Annotated in this window: 14 protein-coding genes; 7 read left to right on the forward strand and 7 right to left on the reverse strand. The window is 58.3% G+C overall.

The features are described from left to right. Nucleotides 1–243: 243 nt before the first annotated feature. The 5 genes from H3L92_RS02860 to H3L92_RS02880 form a co-directional block, all read right to left on the reverse strand. Entirely contained in the window at nt 244–684 is a 441-nt protein-coding gene (locus H3L92_RS02860; protein ID WP_115336288.1) for a DNA polymerase III subunit chi, read from the reverse strand. Nucleotides 685–1,037: 353 nt separating this feature from the next. Then, nucleotides 1,038–2,333 carry a serine--tRNA ligase gene (serS, locus tag H3L92_RS02865; protein ID WP_085366382.1) on the reverse strand — a complete coding sequence of 432 codons (1,296 nt, stop codon included), beginning with the start codon at nt 2,331–2,333 and terminating at the stop codon, nt 1,038–1,040. Nucleotides 2,334–2,571: 238 nt separating this feature from the next. Then, nucleotides 2,572–3,204 carry a pyridoxamine 5'-phosphate oxidase gene (gene pdxH, locus H3L92_RS02870; protein ID WP_085366380.1) on the reverse strand — a complete coding sequence of 211 codons (633 nt, stop codon included), beginning with the start codon at nt 3,202–3,204 and terminating at the stop codon, nt 2,572–2,574. A 91-nt stretch (nt 3,205–3,295) separates the two neighbouring features. Beyond that, entirely contained in the window at nt 3,296–4,798 is a 1,503-nt protein-coding gene (ppx, locus tag H3L92_RS02875; protein ID WP_372338523.1) for an exopolyphosphatase, read from the reverse strand. Between the two features lie 433 nt (nt 4,799–5,231). Then, nucleotides 5,232–5,915, reverse strand: a complete 684-nt coding sequence (locus tag H3L92_RS02880) for an energy-coupling factor ABC transporter permease (RefSeq protein ID WP_085366377.1) — start codon at nt 5,913–5,915, stop codon at nt 5,232–5,234. 95 nt (nt 5,916–6,010) lie between these two features. Here H3L92_RS02880 and gloB point away from each other — a divergent pair, with 95 nt between their 5' ends. From gloB to H3L92_RS02905, 5 genes are all read left to right on the forward strand, one after another. Further along, nucleotides 6,011–6,769, forward strand: a complete 759-nt coding sequence (gene gloB / locus H3L92_RS02885) for a hydroxyacylglutathione hydrolase (protein ID WP_085366376.1) — start codon at nt 6,011–6,013, stop codon at nt 6,767–6,769. A gap of 176 nt (nt 6,770–6,945) precedes the next feature. Further along, complete coding sequence (locus H3L92_RS02890) at nt 6,946–10,230, forward strand: DNA translocase FtsK (protein ID WP_372338522.1); 3,285 nt, start codon at nt 6,946–6,948, stop codon at nt 10,228–10,230. A gap of 71 nt (nt 10,231–10,301) precedes the next feature. Beyond that, the gene (locus H3L92_RS02895) at nt 10,302–10,928 is read left to right on the forward strand and encodes a lytic transglycosylase domain-containing protein (RefSeq protein ID WP_085366375.1); all 627 of its coding nucleotides are present in this window, start codon (nt 10,302–10,304) and stop codon (nt 10,926–10,928) included. A 75-nt stretch (nt 10,929–11,003) separates the two neighbouring features. Beyond that, entirely contained in the window at nt 11,004–12,389 is a 1,386-nt protein-coding gene (locus H3L92_RS02900; RefSeq protein WP_085366374.1) for an MFS transporter, read from the forward strand. Continuing rightward, nucleotides 12,389–12,910: a single-stranded DNA-binding protein gene (locus tag H3L92_RS02905; protein WP_085366373.1), complete on the forward strand. Its 522-nt coding sequence runs from the start codon at nt 12,389–12,391 to the stop codon at nt 12,908–12,910. Before H3L92_RS02900 ends, H3L92_RS02905 begins: the two co-directional genes overlap by 1 nt. Before the next feature lie 163 nt (nt 12,911–13,073). Here the strand turns inward: H3L92_RS02905 and H3L92_RS02910 are convergent, their stop codons facing one another. Next, nucleotides 13,074–13,274, reverse strand: coding sequence for a hypothetical protein (locus tag H3L92_RS02910; protein ID WP_085366372.1), 201 nt, complete (start codon nt 13,272–13,274; stop codon nt 13,074–13,076). Between H3L92_RS02910 and H3L92_RS02915 the strand changes: the two genes are divergently transcribed. Continuing rightward, the gene (locus H3L92_RS02915; RefSeq protein ID WP_085366371.1) at nt 13,273–14,004 is read left to right on the forward strand and encodes a phosphoadenylyl-sulfate reductase; all 732 of its coding nucleotides are present in this window, start codon (nt 13,273–13,275) and stop codon (nt 14,002–14,004) included. The two genes, H3L92_RS02910 and H3L92_RS02915, sit on opposite strands and share 2 nt — an antisense overlap. Before the next feature lie 190 nt (nt 14,005–14,194). On the opposite strand, the gene H3L92_RS02920 is transcribed toward H3L92_RS02915, so the two are convergent. Then, the gene (locus H3L92_RS02920) at nt 14,195–15,361 is read right to left on the reverse strand and encodes a trans-sulfuration enzyme family protein (RefSeq protein ID WP_085366370.1); all 1,167 of its coding nucleotides are present in this window, start codon (nt 15,359–15,361) and stop codon (nt 14,195–14,197) included. A gap of 233 nt (nt 15,362–15,594) precedes the next feature. Between H3L92_RS02920 and folE2 the strand changes: the two genes are divergently transcribed. Continuing rightward, nucleotides 15,595–16,368 (forward strand): GTP cyclohydrolase FolE2, encoded by a 774-nt coding sequence (folE2, locus tag H3L92_RS02925; RefSeq protein ID WP_085366369.1) that lies wholly within the window; start codon nt 15,595–15,597, stop codon nt 16,366–16,368. Nucleotides 16,369–16,372 lie beyond the last annotated feature (4 nt).

Below are 16,372 nucleotides of genomic sequence, written 5' to 3' on the forward strand. Positions count from 1 at the left end.
GTCGTTTTTTTGTAAGCTATTGAAATAAAATACTTGATGATTTTAGGGCTGGATTCCCGCCTGCGCGGGAATGACGATGGTTGAATATTTCAGACGGCCTAAACGACTTGCAAAGGTCTCGGGTTGGTTGGGTTTTGGGGGTAGAAAGGCCGTTGCGGAAGAAAGTACATACGTCATACCCGGGCTTGGCCCGGGTTTGACGGAGCTGTTATTAAGCCATTGATTTGAATATATTGACGGAATTTACGCCTTGCCCTGCATATTATGATGCTCGATTTCAAAGCCTTGTTTGCGGTAGGCTTTGAAGCGTTCGCGGGCGTCGGCCAGCTCTTCCAAACCGGTGCCGACGATTTCCAGCACGCGGGCGGGCGGGGAAGGGGCGTCGCACCAAAAATCGGGAGAGGCGTTCAACACCACCGTATCGGGGGGCACGTCGGGCAACTCACTGCCGCAGCCCACCGCCAGCGGCACGTTTTGCGGAAACGCTTGGCCGTGCGCCCACAGCTCGTGGGGCAGGAAACTTTCCGGCTCAAACTGCCACAATTGCCTGTCCAGCCGCTCGGCCGTTTCGGGCGAATCCGCCCACAGCAGCACTTTGCCGCCGCTTTTCACGGCGCGCTCGGCCAGGCGGCAGACAAAGGCGGCGAGGTTGCCGACGTGGGTATAGAAAGTGGCTTTGGGCATGGCGGTATCCGGGTTTCAGACGGCCTCGGGATGCGGCAGGCCGAGACCTTTGCAAAATCCAAATTACTATCTGAAAAAATCTGATTTCCGTCATTCCCGCGTAGGCGGGAATCCAGACACTTGGCATCTAAGTATTTGTTTAATCAATACTTCAATATTTCCATCTGGATTCCCGCCTACGCGGGAATGGCGGGGTTTAAGCATTTCAGACAGCCTGAAAATATTTTTGCAAAGGTTGTAGGCCGTCTGAAAACGCAGTTTCCGAAAGGAAACAAGTTTCTGCGAAGCTAAAATGGCTTCTTTAAAATTATTGGGATTAAAGCGGAAAGCAGGCAGCGGTAACGTTGCACCGCTTATTCCGCTTCCAACTTGGCAATGCCGCCCATATAGGGTTGCAGTGCGGCGGGAATGTTGATGCTGCCGTCGGCGTTTTGGTGGTTTTCGAGCACGGCCACCAGCGTGCGGCCGACGGCGAGGCCGGAGCCGTTGAGGGTGTGCAGCAGGCGGTTTTTGCCGTTTTCGTCTTTAAAGCGCGCTTTCATGCGGCGGGCTTGGAAGTCTTCGCAGTTGGAACAGCTCGAAATTTCGCGGTAGGTGTTTTGCGCGGGCACCCACACTTCCAAATCGTAGGTTTTGGCGGCGCCGAAGCCCATGTCGCCGGTGCACAGCACAATCACGCGGTAGGGCAGCTCGAGCAGCTGCAGGATTTTTTCGGCATGGCCCACCATTTCTTCGAGCGCGTCGTAGGATTGTTCGGGATGGGTAATCTGCACCATTTCCACTTTGTCGAACTGGTGCTGGCGGATCAGGCCGCGCACGTCTTTGCCGTAGGCGCCGGCTTCGGAGCGGAAGCAGGGGGAATGGGCGGTGAGTTTCAGCGGCAGTTTTTCAGACGGCACGATGGTGTCGGCCACGGTGTTGGTGAGGGTTACTTCGGCGGTGGGAATCAGATATTGCGTGAGCTTGGTTTCGTCGCCGCCGCGGGTAACGTGGAACAGGTCTTCGCCGAATTTGGGCAGCTGGCCGGTGCCGAACAAGGTGCCGTCGTTCACAATATAGGGCGTGTAGTGTTCGGTGTAGCCGTGCCGCAGGGTGTGGGTGTCGAGCATAAACTGCGCCAGCGCGCGGTGCAGGCGGGCGATTTGGCCTTTCATCACGGTAAAACGGGCGCCGGAAAGCCGTGCGCCGGTTTCAAAATCCAAACCCAACGGCGCGCCCAAATCAACGTGGTCTTTGATGTCGAAGTCAAAGGTGCGCGGTGTGCCGTGGCGGCGCACTTCTACGTTTTCGGTTTCGTCGGCACCCACCGGCACGCTTTCGTGCGGCAGGTTGGGAATGGTGGCGAGCCATGCGTCCAGCTCGGCCTGCACGGCTTCGTAGTCGGCGGCTGCCTGTTCCAAATCCGCTTTAATCTGCGCCACCTGCGCCATCGTTTGCTCCGCTTCTTCGTGCTTGCCTTGGCCTTTCAAGGCGCCGATTTTTTTCGACTCGCTGTTGCGTGCGGCTTGCAGCTCTTCGGTGCGCACTTGCAGTTGCTTGCGTTTGTTTTCCAGCGCTTCGAAGCGCACGGTGTCGAGTTCGTAGCCGCGTGCGGCCAAGCGTGCAGCCACGGCGGCGGTGTTGTTGCGGAGTTGTTGGATGTCTAACATGGTTTTTCTCTGTGAGTCTGAATGTCGGATATGGCGGATATAGTGAATCCACTTACTTCGGTACAAGGCAGTAAGCCGAAGACAGTACAGCTAGTACGGCAAGGCGCAGCAACGCCGTAACGGAGTAAGTGGATTCACTATAAGCATTATTGTAAACCAATCCGGTTAAGAGAGGCCGTCTGAAAAGCGGCGGATGGTTTCAGACGGCCTGATGTGTTTGCTGCGAACGGTGCGGCAGTTACGGCGACAGCCTTTCTTTGCGCCAAACGCCGTTTTCCAAACGGTATTGGATGCGGTCGTGCAGGCGGCTGGGGCGGCCCTGCCAGAATTCCACGCGGTCGGGCACGATTAAGTAACCGCCCCAGTGCGGCGGGCGCGGCACGTGCAGCGGGTGTTTCAGGCCGACGGCGGCGGCGCGTGTAACCAGCACCGATTTGCCGGAAATCACCTCGCTCTGCTCGCTCGCCCAGGCACCGATGCGGCTGGTGTAGGGGCGGCTTTCGAAATATTCGTCCGACGCGGCGCCGTCGAGTTTTTCGACCCTGCCTTCCACACGCACCTGCCGTTCCAGCTCGGGCCAGAAAAAGGTGAGGGCGGCAAACGGCACAGCGGCCAATGCGCGGCCTTTGCGGCTTTTATAGTTGGTGAAAAACACAAACCCCTGCCGGTTGACTTCTTTGAGCAGCACCTGCCGGCCTTCGGGGCGGCCGTCTGAATTGACGGTGGCAACGTTCATGGCGGTGGGTTCGTTTGCTTCGGCGCGGATTGCTTCGTTGAGCCAGCGCTCGAATTGGACAATCGGGTTATCGTCGCATTCGGCTTCCGAGAGTTCCTGCTTGCTGTAATCTTCGCGGATATTGTGCAGATCCATTGCGGTTTCCTAAACGGTTGGCGTAAAGGCGGGCGGGTTGGAGGCCGTCTGAAAAGGTTCGGGGTGTTTCAGACGGCCGAAACGGCAGGCATCACTGCGCCTGAACGGTAAACGGCATATCCACTTTCTGCCATTGTTCGCTTTCGTATTCGAGCGCGCCGGCCACCAGCGGGTGTTCGTCGAGCCAGCTTTGGCTGATGCGCAGCACGAAGCCGCGGCCGTCGTCGCTGCTGCGCAGCTGGGTAAACGGCGGCAGCTCCAGCGGCAGGCGGGCGCGGCAGAACAGGGCGGCCAAACGCAGCGAAAGTATGGCCGGCCACATGGCGCGGTTGCCGTTGACAAGCTCGGTCATTTTGCGCACGTCGCCGCGGTGGCCGAGCACCAGCAGCGACAAAATATTCTGCTCTTTGCGCGAAAAACCGGGCATATCGGCATTTTCGAGAATATAGGCCGAATGTTTGTGGTAGCCGGTGTGGGCGATGTCGATGCCGATTTCATGCAACAGCCCCGCCCAGTTGAGGTATTGCTGCCAATAGGCCAATTCCTGCACGGGCATGTTTTGGGCGTGGCCTATGCTTTCCATAAACTTCTGCGCGGCAGCAGCCACGCGGGCGGCCTGGTTTTTGCTCACGTGGTAGCGTTCTTGGAATTCGGCGGTGGTTTGGTCGCGCATGTCTTCGTTGAGCTGGCGGCCGATCAGGTCGTAGAACACGCCGTCGCGCAAGGCGGCCTCGGTTACCATCATTTTTTCGATTTCCAGCTCTTCAAACGCGGCCATCATCACGGCCAGGCCGCCTGCGAACACTTCGATGCGGTCGGGCTTCATGCCTTCCAGGCGCGCTTTTTTCACGCTGCCTGCGGCAACGATTTTGTCGGCGAGCTTTTTCATGCCGGCATAGGTGATGTCGTGTTCCTGCGGGTTTTCGGCGGCGATCACGTCGCGGATGGATTTGGCCGAGCCGGACGTGCCCACGGCGAAATCCCAGCCGTTGCGTTTCATCAGTTTGCTGATGCGCTGGATTTCGTTGCGCGCGGCGGTAATGGCGGCCTGAAAATCTTTTTGGGTGATTTTGTTTTGAAAGAAACGGATGCTGTAGGTTACGCAGCCCAGCGGCAGGCTTTCGGTGGAAGTGGGCTTGAGATCGGAACCGATAACGAATTCGGTGGAGCCGCCGCCGATGTCGATAACCAGCATTCTGTCGCCGTTGGGCGGCAGGGTGTGCACCACGCCGGTGTAAATCAGGCGCGCTTCTTCGCGGCCTGCGATGATTTCGATGGGAAAGCCCAGCGCGGCTTCGGCTTTGGGCACGAATTGGGCGATATTTTTCGCCACGCGGAAAGTGTTGGTGGCCACCGCCCGAACCTGCTCGGGCTTGAAGCCCTGCAAGCGCTCGCCGAATTTGGCCAGGCATTCCAGCGCCCTTTCCTGCGAGGCTTCGTCGAGATTTTTCTGGCTGTCCAAACCTGCGGCAAAGCGCACCATTTGTTTAAACGAATCAATAACTTTTAACTGGCCGTTGTGAATTTCGCAGATTTGCAGCCGGAAACTGTTGGAGCCTAAATCGACGGAAGCAAGAAGATTGGGAGCAGTCATGATACGGAGTAAGGAACGTATAAGGAGCGCAAATGTTACCCCTCGGCGGGCGGGTTGTCATCTGCTTTTATAGTGGATTAAAATAAGAATGCCGAAGTAGGGTAAAACGATTCTTTAGTATATCGCCCAATTGCAAGTTTGAATGCAGTTATTTCATTTCGGAGTTTTTATTTGAATTCACTATAAAATAAGGTTTTGTTTCACATCAATTAGGGAGTGTAGTCAGAAGGCTTGCGAAGCGGTTTTTTGAGGAAAAATCTGCAGATGCAAGGCAAAAAGCGCAGCAAGGTTGAACACCTTGCGAGCATTTTTAACGCCGCAGATGCGGATTTTAACCAAAAATACCGCCGCAACGCTTTCTGGCTACACTCCCTAAAACAACGGGATGAACAAAGCGTTTCAGACGGCCTGAAGCCGCCCGCCCGGGTTGCCGCTATTTCCAAATGCTGTTTTCGGCGCGCAAAAAACGCGTATCGTCGAAAGTGGCCAGCCATTGCGGCCGCAGCGCCACGAAAACCGCCGTAAAAATGCCACTTAAAAACGCTTCGCCCCAAGCGAGCAGGAAAAACACCGGAAATGCCGACTGCCAAAGCGCTTCGGCGGCAAACACGCCCGCAAACTGCAACAGCGCCACCACCGACAGCCCCGTCAGCAGCATACCCGCCGCAGCGGCAAGAAAGCCGTTCAGAAAAATATAAACAAACAGGTTGTCGGGCAGTTTGGACGACAGGCGGCGGAACAAAAGATTGGCGGCTGCGGCGGGCAGCAGCACAAACAGCGCGTTCAGCCCGGCGGCATATAGATTTTCCGCACCGTGCAAACCGAGATAAGGCACCAGCAGCAAAGTGCCAAGCCACAGTGCCGCAGGCAGGCCGAGCATCAGCGTCACCAGATTGATGCCGAGCAGATGGTAGCTCATGCCCGCCAATTGGCCGCCGCCCAAGCCTGCGTTCAAACCCCACAGCACGGCCAGATAAGCCGCCGCCGCCACAGCCGCCCCGTTGCGGCGGCGCAGCGCCGAAAAAGCCGGTTTGGCCGCAGCCAGCAAAACCGCCGCCCACAACAGCAGGGCGGCAGACAGCAGGGCGGGAGTAAACCATTCGGCCAGAAAATACATTCGGTTGCGGGGCAAAGGTGTTTGAACGGCCTGATTTATACCCCCGTGCTGCGATATAATCAAGGCCGTCTGAAAAAAGGTTGCAGGATGGTTTTATGGAAGCTTTAAACATCACCCCCGTCGCCGCATTATCCGACAACTATATCTGGATAGTTTCGCACAACGGCCGCGCCGCGTGCATAGACCCGGGCGAGGCCGCGCCCGTGCTCGATTATCTGCAATGGCAGCGGCTGGAGCTGGCGCAGATATGGATTACCCACCATCATCACGACCATACCGGCGGCATTGCCGGGCTGAAGCAGGCGTATCCGCAGTGCACGATATACGGCAACCGCGACATCGCAGCGGCCGACCGGCATATAAACGAAGGCGCACGGCTGGCGTTCGGCGGCTGCGATATAGAAGTATGGCACACCCCCGGCCACACCGACACCCATTTGGGTTATCTGCTGCACGGCCCCGGCGGGCTGCACGTTTTCTGCGGCGACACCCTGTTTTCGGCAGGCTGCGGGCGCGTGTTCACCGGCACGCCCCGGCAGCTTTACGCCTCGCTGCAACGCTACGCCGGCCTGCCCGGAAATACGTTGTTTTACCCCGCGCACGAATACACCGCCGCCAACCTGCGCTTTGCCGCCCGTGTCGAGCCGGATAATGCCGCCGTGCGCGCCGCCCAAGCCGCCGCCGCACGCACGCCCACGCTGCCGGTGAGCCTTGCGCACGAGCGGCAGATTAATCCGTTTCTGCGCACGGATTGTGCGCAGGTGGCGCAGAAGGCAGCGGAAGAGAGCGGCAGAAAACCGGCAGACGGTGCCGACGTGTTTATTGCTTTGAGAGAATGGAAAAACCGTTTCTGAGCAGGTTGTTCCGCAGCCCGTTTTCAGACGGCCTGATGCTTCTGGCGGCAACTCTCCAGCAGATTCAACACCTTCCCGCGCCTGTTGCGCGCCGCCCGAATCCTTTTGTCGCCAAAAGCCGCCAGCAAGCGTGAAAATTATTCTTTTAAAGGCCGAAACACGTTAGAATAGCGCCTTTGCCGAAATCAACCGGGCTGTTTGTATTTATGTTGTGGACATTTTTACTGATTGTGTTGCTGTGTGCGATTGCGGGCGTATTATGGGTGCGCCACCGCCAAGAGCAGGAATGGCTGCGCGAGCTGACTTACCTGAGCCGCCACGAGGCGGAGGCAGAAGCGGAGCCTGCGCCCGAAGCAGGCGGCGGCAAGCCGCCCAAAGCCTTGCGCGGCGTCGATCCCAACCTGCAAAACACCCGCCAGAGCTATCGTGCGGCGGAAGAAGCCAAAGCGGTTTACGACAAAACCGTTGAAAAATTCCGCGCACTCTCGCCCAAACACAGCCGCAAACTCGATGCCACTTCGGGAGCCAAACGCGAAACGCAGCAGGAAGACGACTTCAACGAGCTGCCGATTTTCGCCGCTGCACCGAAAATCGAAGCAGCCCCCGATCCCGAATTTGCCGAAGCGGGCAGCGACGCAGGAAACGCCGAAGCCCCCATCCGTGCGCTGAAAGCCGAACCGCTGCCCGAACATGCGGCCGGGCAGGACGAAGCGGCGCAGGGGCCGTCTGAAAACGAAAACATCCCGGCGGAAGAAGGCGGCAGCATACCCATGTTCGGCGCCGTGCTGCCCGAAGAGCCTGAAACCGCACAAACCACGGCGCCGAAAAGCCGCGGCATCACCGGCAAGGCCATCGACATCGCGCCTTATGTGTCTTTCGATGAAAACGAATACCGCCCGTCGGGCAAGCCCGTCGATGCCTCGCTGCCCGTGATCACGCTGGAAGAAGCCACCCGCTCGCTGCACGAAACCCATCTTGCCGACCGCGCCCAAAGCGAGGCCGAGCCGCCCGCCCCGAAACCGTTTTCCAACCCCTCTCCCGATATGGAAGTGGTGGAACTCAACTGGCAATTCAGACCCGCCCTCGAAGAAGCCGCACCGCCCAAGCCGGTTATCGAACCGAAAGTTATCGGTTTGGACGACCCCGCGCTGGTGCGCACCCGCGAACGGGTGCTTTCGGAAGTGCGCCAGCTGTCGCATTCCGTGCCGCGCACCGAGATGACGCAGTCGGTGGCGCAGGCGTTGGACAACCCCGAAACCATAGGCGAAGACGATATCCGTTCCAACCTGCTGCGGCAGCGTTTGGCGCGCCGCCGCCAAGTGTCGGCGCAGGCGCCGGTGCAGGTTTTGCAGCCCAAAGTGATTCCCGAAGGCGAAGTGTTCGCCAACCTTGCCAAAACCGATTCGCCGGTTAACCGCCAGCGCATCCGCCGCGTCAACATCGCGATGCGCGAAAGCGTGATTCCCGATGCCGCGCGGGTGGAGCAGAGCCATTCGGTGCAGTTGCAGCCGGCCAAGCCCGCTGCCGCCACACCGCCGATTTCCACCCGCTTTACGCCTTTTGCCACGGTGCCGGACGCACACGCCACCGTGGTGGAGCCGCCGCCCGTGCCCGAAGTGGAACGGCAGGTAATCGATATTCCCGAGCCGCCCGTGTTCCAGCATAATCCGCCACCGCTGCAAACCGTTGCGCCGCGTGCCGCCGAATATGCCGAGCAGGCCAGCGCGCACATCAGCAGCCGCCCGAGCTGGTCGATTACCGACCGCCTGTTGCAGGAGTCCGCCCCCGAATCGGAACAGCCGCCCGCCTTTCAGACGGCTGCCGATACGGTGCTGAACCGTGCCGACGAAACCACGGCGGCAGTATTCGAACACAATGCGCCCAAACCGGCTGCCGAAATTTTCAGGCCGTCTGAAGCGGTGCCGGCGGGAATAGCGGGGGTTGTGCAAAGCCAGGCGGGTGCAGGCGAACCGCACCTGCCCACCGTGGCCCTGCTGCAACCGCCGCAGTTCGATCCCAGCGCCACCCAAACCGAAGAAGCCCTGCTCGAAAACAGCATCACCATCGAAGAGAAGCTGGCCGAATTCAAGGTGAAGGTAAAAGTGATGGATGCCTATGCCGGCCCCGTTATCACGCGCTACGAAATCGAACCCGATGTGGGCGTGCGCGGCAACGCGGTGATGAACCTCGAAAAAGATTTGGCCCGCTCGCTCGGCGTGGCGTCTATCCGCGTGGTGGAAACCATTCCGGGCAAAACCTGCATGGGTTTGGAGCTGCCCAACCCCAAACGGCAGATGATACGCCTGAGCGAAATCTTCAATTCGCCGGCGTTTCAGGAATCCAAATCCAAACTTACGCTGGCCTTGGGGCAGGACATCACCGGCGAGCCGGTGGTAACCGATTTGGCCAAAGCGCCGCACCTTCTGGTGGCGGGCACCACCGGCTCGGGCAAATCGGTGGGGGTGAACTCGATGATTCTGTCGATGCTGTTCAAGGCCACGCCCGACGAAGTGCGCATGATTATGATCGACCCGAAAATGCTGGAGCTGTCGATTTACGAAGGCATTCCGCACCTGCTTGCGCCTGTGGTAACTGATATGAAGCTGGCCGCCAACGCGCTTACCTGGTGCGTGAACGAGATGGAAAAACGCTACCGCCTGATGAGCCACATGGGCGTGCGCAACGTGGCGGGTTTCAACCAGAAAGTGGCCGAAGCGGCGGCGCGCGGGGAAAAACTGGTGAACCCGTTCACGCTTACGCCTGAAGACCCCGAACCGCTGGAAAAACTGCCGTTTATCGTGGTGGTGGTGGACGAGTTCGCCGATCTGATGATGACGGCGGGCAAGAAAATCGAAGAGCTGATAGCCCGTTTGGCGCAAAAAGCCCGCGCCGCCGGCATCCACCTGATTCTCGCTACCCAGCGCCCCAGCGTGGACGTGATTACCGGCCTGATTAAAGCCAATATTCCCACGCGCATAGCGTTCCAAGTGTCGAGCAAGGTTGACAGCCGTACCATTCTCGACCAGATGGGCGCGGAAAATCTGCTCGGGCAGGGCGATATGCTGTTTCTGCCGCCCGGCACGGGCTATCCGCGGCGCGTGCACGGCGCGTTTGTGGCCGACGAAGAAGTTCACCATGTGGTTGAATATCTGAAGCAATTCGGCGAGCCGAACTATATCGACGACATCCTCACCGCAGGCGTGGGCGGCGACGATTTGTTCAGCAACGCCAACGGCCAGCGCAGCGGCGATGAAGAGCAAGACCCGATGTACGACGATGCCGTTGCCTGTGTGATTAAAACCCGCAAGGCCACCATTTCTTCGGTGCAGCGTTATTTGCGCATCGGCTACAACCGAGCCGCCCGCCTGATCGACCAAATGGAAGCCGACGGCATCGTGTCTGCCCCCGAGGCCAACGGCAACCGCACGGTGTTGGCGCAAAGCAGCGAACATTTGGATTAAGTTTTTCAGACGGCCTGATGCAGTATGCAGGCCGTCTGAAACCATAAATAATAATTTTAAAACCCTACATTATGAAACCGGAAAACCTTATTCCCGCCGAATTTCTGCTGCGCCGCCGCCTGCTGGCGGCGGGCGGTGCATTACTGCTCAGCCCCGTTCTGGCGCGGGCGGGCGCGCAGCGCGAAGAAACCCTGTCCGACGATGTGGCTTCGGTGATGCGCAGCTCCATCAACAACGTCAACCCCGCGCGGCTGGTGTTCAACCGCGCCGACGAGGGCGAACGCTGGCTGCGCGATATGTCGGCACGGCTGGCGCGTTATGTGGCCGACGAGGGCGAGCGCAAACGGCTGCTGGTCAACATCCAATACGAATCCAGCCGCGCCGGGTTAGACACGCAGGTGGTGCTCGGCCTGATAGAAGTGGAAAGCGCGTTCCGCCAATACGCTATCAGCAACGTGGGTGCGCGCGGGCTGATGCAGGTGATGCCGTTTTGGAAAAACTATATCGGCAAACCTTCGCACAACCTGTTCGATATCCGCACCAACCTGCGCTACGGCTGCACCATTCTGCGCCACTACAACAATGTGGAGCGCGGCAATTTGGTGCGCGCGCTGGCGCGTTTCAACGGCAGCCTCGGCAGCAGCAAATACCCCGATGCCGTGCTCGGCGCATGGCGCAACCGCTGGCAGTGGGGCTGAACGGCCAAGGGTTTTTAACCGATTACCTTTTTCAGACGGCCTGTTGCAGGCCGTCTGAAAACACTTAACCGAATTATGGCAAAAGAAAACCGCACACAGATGTATCCGCACGAATGGCGCGCGGGCACTTCGCTGGCAGGCGTGTATGCGCTGCGTATGCTCGGCATGTTTTTGGTGCTGCCCGTGCTGGCGCTCTATGCCGCCACTTTGCCCGGCGCAGAAAACAACAAAGCGCTGGTCGGCATGGCGATGGGTATGTACGGTTTGACGCAGGCCGTGCTGCAACTGCCGCTGGGCATGGCCTCCGATAAATTCGGCCGCAAAAAAGTGATTTATTTCGGCTTGATCGTGTTTGCCGCCGGCAGCTTTATGGCAGCCGCCGCCGACACGCTCGAAATGCTGGTGCTGGCACGGGCGGTGCAGGGTGCGGGCGCCGTGAGTGCGGCGGTTACCGCCTTGTTGGCCGACCTCACACGCGACGAAGTGCGCACCCGCGCCATGGCCATGATCGGTTTGAGCATAGGGCTGACTTTCTCGGCCAGCCTGGCGCTGGCGCCCGCGCTGGCCGCATGGATAGGCGTTAGAGGGTTGTTTGTTTTAACAGGCGTGTTAACCGTGATCAGCATTGCCGTTGTGGCTTGGTTTACGCCCAACCCTTCCGAGTCGAAGCTGCATGAAGACGCTCAGGCGCAGCCCTCGCGTTTGGGCGAAGTGATGAAAGACGGCAGGCTGCTTGCACTCGATTTCGGCATTTTCGCCCTGCACGCCGCGCAAATGGCATTGTTTACCGCGCTGCCTTTCGCCTTGGTGGAGTTGGGGCTGCTTAAAGAGCAGCATTGGAAAATCTACCTGCCTGCCACGCTTGTCGGCCTGGTTGCGATGGTGCCGTTGATTATCGTCGGCGAAACGCGCAACAAACTCAAAGCGGTGTTTGTGTGCGGCATTGCCTGCATCGCCGCCGCCCAGGCCGGCCTGCTGTTCGGGCTGCATTCCGTTTGGTCGGTGGCCGTTTTTTTAACGGTTTACTTTATCGGCTTCAACGTGTTGGAAGCCAGCCTGCCTTCGATGGTGTCGAAAATCGCCCCGTCCGATTTGAAAGGCACCGCTATGGGGGTGTACAACACCATGCAGTCGGTCGGCCTGTTTGCCGGCGGCGCGGCCGGCGGCGTGTTGTTCCAGCACTACGGCTTCAACGGCGTGTTCGCTTTTTGCAGCGGCCTGGTTCTGCTGTGGCTGGCGGTTGCCGTGTGCTCGCCTGCCCCCAAACCGGTTAAAAACCTCACTTTTTCGGTGCCGGAAACTTGGCGCGGCAGAGAGGAGCAATTACACTCTGCCTTAACCGCATTGGAAGGCGTGGAGGCCGTCAGCTTCAGCGCCGACAAAAAAACCGTTTTTATCAAGGCATTGCAAAAAGGTTTCGACCCCAATGCCGCCGAACAAATCATTTCAGGAGCAAACTGATGTCATCGTTAAACAAAGTCATCCTTATCGGCAATCTCGGCCGCGACCCCGAAGTGCGCTATATGCCCAACGGCGAGGCTGTCTGCAATTTCAGCATCGCCACCAGCGAAACTTGGAACGACCGCCAAACCGGCCAGCGTCAGGAACGCACCGAATGGCACAACATCACCCTCTACCGCCGCTTGGCCGAAGTGGCCGGCCAATATCTGCGCAAAGGCAGCTCGGTTTATATCGAAGGCCGCATCCAAAGCCGCAAATACATGGGTAAAGACGGCATCGAGCGCACCGCCTACGACATTATCGGCAGCGAAATGAAAATGCTCGGCTCGCGCAGCGGCGGCTCTGCCGAATACGGCGATGCACAAGGCGGCTACCAGCAGTCTGCGCCGCAGCAGCATTACCAAAACGCCCCCGCTTACCAGCAGGAAGCCCCGAGCGCACCGCCCGCCGCTCCGCGCCGCCAAGCCCCTGCCGCCCCCGCCGCGCCGGTGGACGATATCGACGACGATATTCCGTTCTAGAGCCTGTTGACAATTGGCCGGCGAAGCGGTTTTTTGAGGCAATAAAGCGCAGCAAGGTTAAACACCTTGCGGGTATTTTAGCTTCGCAAGTCCGCTACGCTACCTAACGCCGTGGGTGGGGTTGTTGACCAAAAATACCGCCGTTGCGTTGTGTCAACAGACCCTAGTCCAAACCGGTCGGGCAGTTTTCCCTGCCCGCATGGTTGGCGCAGTAGGACAAAACGAAATCAAGGCCGTCTGAAAACATTTTGATTGATGTTTTCAGACGGCCTTTGGTTATAACCAAATAAAAAACCATTCTTTCCCAATGCAGCAGGGGCGGGCGCACAATGCGGCAGAAAAACAGAATACGGAACCCTACCATGTCGCTATACGCCCCTAAACTTTGGCAGATTCCCGCCGTTTCAGAAGCCGAAGCCGCACAACAGCCCGCTAAAGAACAGGTTTTGGCCGCGCGTTTGCAGGAAATCGCCGAACGCTTTCCCCAAGCCGTTTTCGCTTCCAGTCTGGCGGTGGAAGATATGATTATCACCGACCAAATCGCCCGCCTGAAGCTGCCGCTGCGCATCATCACGCTTAACACCGGCAAACTCAATCCCGAAACCGCCGCCCTGATCGACGAAACCGACAGCCGTTACCGCATCCGCATCGAAGTGTTCCGCCCCGATGCGCAAGCGGCAGATGCGTTCGAGCAGGAATACGGCAGTGCCGCCATGTATGAAAGCGTGGAATTGCGCCGCCGCTGTTGCCATATCCGCAAAATCGAACCGCTCAACCGCGCCCTTGCCGGTGCACCCGCCTGGCTGACCGGGCAGCGCCAAAGCCAGTCGGAAACCCGCAGCGGCCTGGATTTCGAAGAGCACGACGGTGCGCGCGGCATCACCAAATTCAATCCGATTTTCGATTGGGAAGACGGCGACGTGTGGGCTTATGCCCAAGCACACCAAGTGCCGCTCAACGCTTTATACCGCCAAGGTTATCCCAGCATAGGCTGCGAACCCTGCACGCGCCCGGTGAAAGAGGGCGAAAGCATCCGTGCCGGACGCTGGTGGTGGGAAAATAAAGACACTAAAGAGTGCGGCCTGCATAAATAGCGGACTTGCGCAGCCAATGACGGTGGTAAGCATTTTTCAGACGGCCTGAGGCCGTTGCAAGTCATTTCGGTATTTTAAAGCTCTGCATCATGCTCGTGCTTGCCCCGAGTATCTGCTATTTTTTGAAACAATGTAAGATGCTCGGGGCAAGCCCGAGCATAACGGAATGGTTGCCAAGTAAGTGGTTTAACTATTGGCCGGTTCGCGCCGTATCCAGCGCGGCGGAAATATCCGCCCAAATGTCTTCCACATCTTCCACGCCGATGGAAAAGCGCAGCAGGCCGATTTTGATGCCGGCGGCGGTTTTGATTTCGTGCGGCACGCCGCTGTGCGATTGCGAATAGCAGTGGTTAATCAGGCTTTCCACGCCACCCAAGCTGGAGGCCATCTGAACCATTTGCAGGTTTTTAATCACGCTGTTGGCGGCTTCTTTGCTGTCGTTTTTCAGCCAAATGCTTACCACGCCGCCGAAATCCCTCATTTGCCGTTTCGCCAGATTGTGATGTTCGTGTGAAGGCAGGCCGGGGTAGAACACTTTTTCAACCGCAGGATGCGCTTCCAAACGGCGGGCGATTTCCAGCGCGTTTTCGCAATGGCGCTGCATACGCAGGGCCAGCGTTTTGATGCCGCGCAGCACCAGCGCGCAGTCCATCGGCCCGGCCACACCGCCGGTGTTCATCATCATGGCGCGCATTGGGCGCGCCAATTCTTCGGTTTTCACCGCCACCACGCCCATCAGCACGTCGGAATGGCCGCACAGGTATTTGGTGGCGGAATGGAACACGATGTCGCAGCCCATATCGAGCGGATTTTGCAGATAGGGGGTGGCGAAGGTGTTGTCGATGCCCACCAGCGCACCGGCGGCTTTGGCTTTGGCGGCCAGCGTTTCGATATCCACCAGCCGCAGAAGCGGGTTGGACGGGGTTTCCAGCCACACCATCTTCACGTTTGCGTGTTCGGCCAGCGCTTTATCGAGGTAGGCGGGGTCGGTTAAATCGGCGAACACCACGTTTACGCCCCACAGCGCATACACTTCGGTGAGCAGGTCGTAGCTGCCGCCGTAGATGTCGCTCACGGCGATGATGGTGTCGCCGGGGCGCAGAAAGGCGCGGTACACGCAGTCGATGCCGGCCATGCCGCTGCCGAAGGCGAAGCCTGCCGCGCCGTGTTCCAGTGCGGCAACGGTGTCTTCCAGCACTTTGCGGGTGGGGTTGCTCGCGCGGGCGTAGCGGAACGGAATCTGTTCGCCGATTTCCTTCATTTGAAACATACTATTCTGATAAATCGGCGGCATGATGGCGCGGTTGTGGTCGTCGGGGTCGTAGCTGCTGTGGATGGCTTCGGTGGCGAATTTCATGGCGTGGCCTTTCGGTTGGAGAGACTGGGATTTTAGCACTATCCGAAAAATAGAAACAATCAATGCCCGGCGGGGCGCTAAGTGATATAATCTCGCATTTGAAAATTCGGGCGGCCTGTTCGGATATGCTGCAAGGCCGTCTGAAACTTTATTTCAGACGGCCTTGCATTTTGCGCCGCCTGCACACACATAGGGGCTTCAAGCCCTCTTCAGATTCTAAGGAAATCCGACGCATGAACGCCATTGCAGACGTGCAATCCACCCGCGATTTACGCAACCTGCCGATTAACCAGGTCGGCATCAAAGACTTACGTTTCCCCATTACACTCAACACCGCCGAAGGCACGCAGGCCACCGTTGCCCGCCTGACCATGACGGTTTTTCTGCCCGCCGACCAAAAAGGCACGCATATGTCGCGCTTCGTCGCCCTGATGGAGCGCCAAACCAAAGCACTGGGTTTCGAGCGCCTGAAAACGCTTACCGAAGAAATGGTGTCGCTGTTGGATTCGCATTCGGGCAAAATCAGCGTGTCGTTTCCGTTTTTCCGCAAAAAAAGCGCGCCGGTGTCGGGCATACAGTCGCTGCTCGATTACGACGTAACGCTAACGGGCGAAATCAAAAACGGCGAATACAGCCACACGCTCAAAGTGCTGGTGCCGGTAACCAGCCTGTGTCCCTGTTCGAAAGAAATTTCGCAATACGGTGCCCACAACCAACGCTCGCACGTTACCGTAACCATCACCTGCGGCAGCGAAGTGGGCATAGAAGAAGTTATCGACTGCGTGGAATCGCAGGCATCGTGCCAGCTCTACGGCCTGCTCAAGCGGCCGGACGAAAAATTCGTTACCGAGCAGGCATATGAAAACCCGAAATTCGTCGAAGACATGGTGCGCGACGTTGCCACCCGCCTAATCGCCGACGGTCGCATCTGCGGTTTTGTGGTTGAAAGCGAAAATTTCGAGTCGATACATAACCATTCGGCTTATGCCTATATCGCCTATCCTTAACTGC

Origin of the sequence: Neisseria dentiae (genome assembly GCF_014055005.1) — a bacterium.
GTDB classification, from domain to species: Bacteria; Pseudomonadota; Gammaproteobacteria; order Burkholderiales; family Neisseriaceae; genus Neisseria; species Neisseria dentiae.

Bases quoted from the DNA above. Each gene is read 5' to 3' on its own strand.
- H3L92_RS02860 (WP_115336288.1), bottom strand. From the start codon at position 684: ATGCCCAAAGCCACTTTCTATACCCACGTCGGCAACCTCGCCGCCTTT.
- serS (WP_085366382.1), bottom strand. From the start codon at position 2,333: ATGTTAGACATCCAACAACTCCGCAACAACACCGCCGCCGTGGCTGCA.
- pdxH (WP_085366380.1), bottom strand. From the start codon at position 3,204: ATGGATCTGCACAATATCCGCGAAGATTACAGCAAGCAGGAACTCTCG.
- ppx (WP_372338523.1), bottom strand. From the start codon at position 4,798: ATGACTGCTCCCAATCTTCTTGCTTCCGTCGATTTAGGCTCCAACAGT.
- H3L92_RS02880 (WP_085366377.1), bottom strand. From the start codon at position 5,915: ATGTATTTTCTGGCCGAATGGTTTACTCCCGCCCTGCTGTCTGCCGCC.
- gloB (WP_085366376.1), top strand. From the start codon at position 6,011: ATGGAAGCTTTAAACATCACCCCCGTCGCCGCATTATCCGACAACTAT.
- H3L92_RS02895 (WP_085366375.1), top strand. From the start codon at position 10,302: ATGAAACCGGAAAACCTTATTCCCGCCGAATTTCTGCTGCGCCGCCGC.
- H3L92_RS02900 (WP_085366374.1), top strand. From the start codon at position 11,004: ATGGCAAAAGAAAACCGCACACAGATGTATCCGCACGAATGGCGCGCG.
- H3L92_RS02905 (WP_085366373.1), top strand. From the start codon at position 12,389: ATGTCATCGTTAAACAAAGTCATCCTTATCGGCAATCTCGGCCGCGAC.
- H3L92_RS02915 (WP_085366371.1), top strand. From the start codon at position 13,273: ATGTCGCTATACGCCCCTAAACTTTGGCAGATTCCCGCCGTTTCAGAA.
- H3L92_RS02910 (WP_085366372.1), bottom strand. From the start codon at position 13,274: ATGGTAGGGTTCCGTATTCTGTTTTTCTGCCGCATTGTGCGCCCGCCC.
- H3L92_RS02920 (WP_085366370.1), bottom strand. From the start codon at position 15,361: ATGAAATTCGCCACCGAAGCCATCCACAGCAGCTACGACCCCGACGAC.
- folE2 (WP_085366369.1), top strand. From the start codon at position 15,595: ATGAACGCCATTGCAGACGTGCAATCCACCCGCGATTTACGCAACCTG.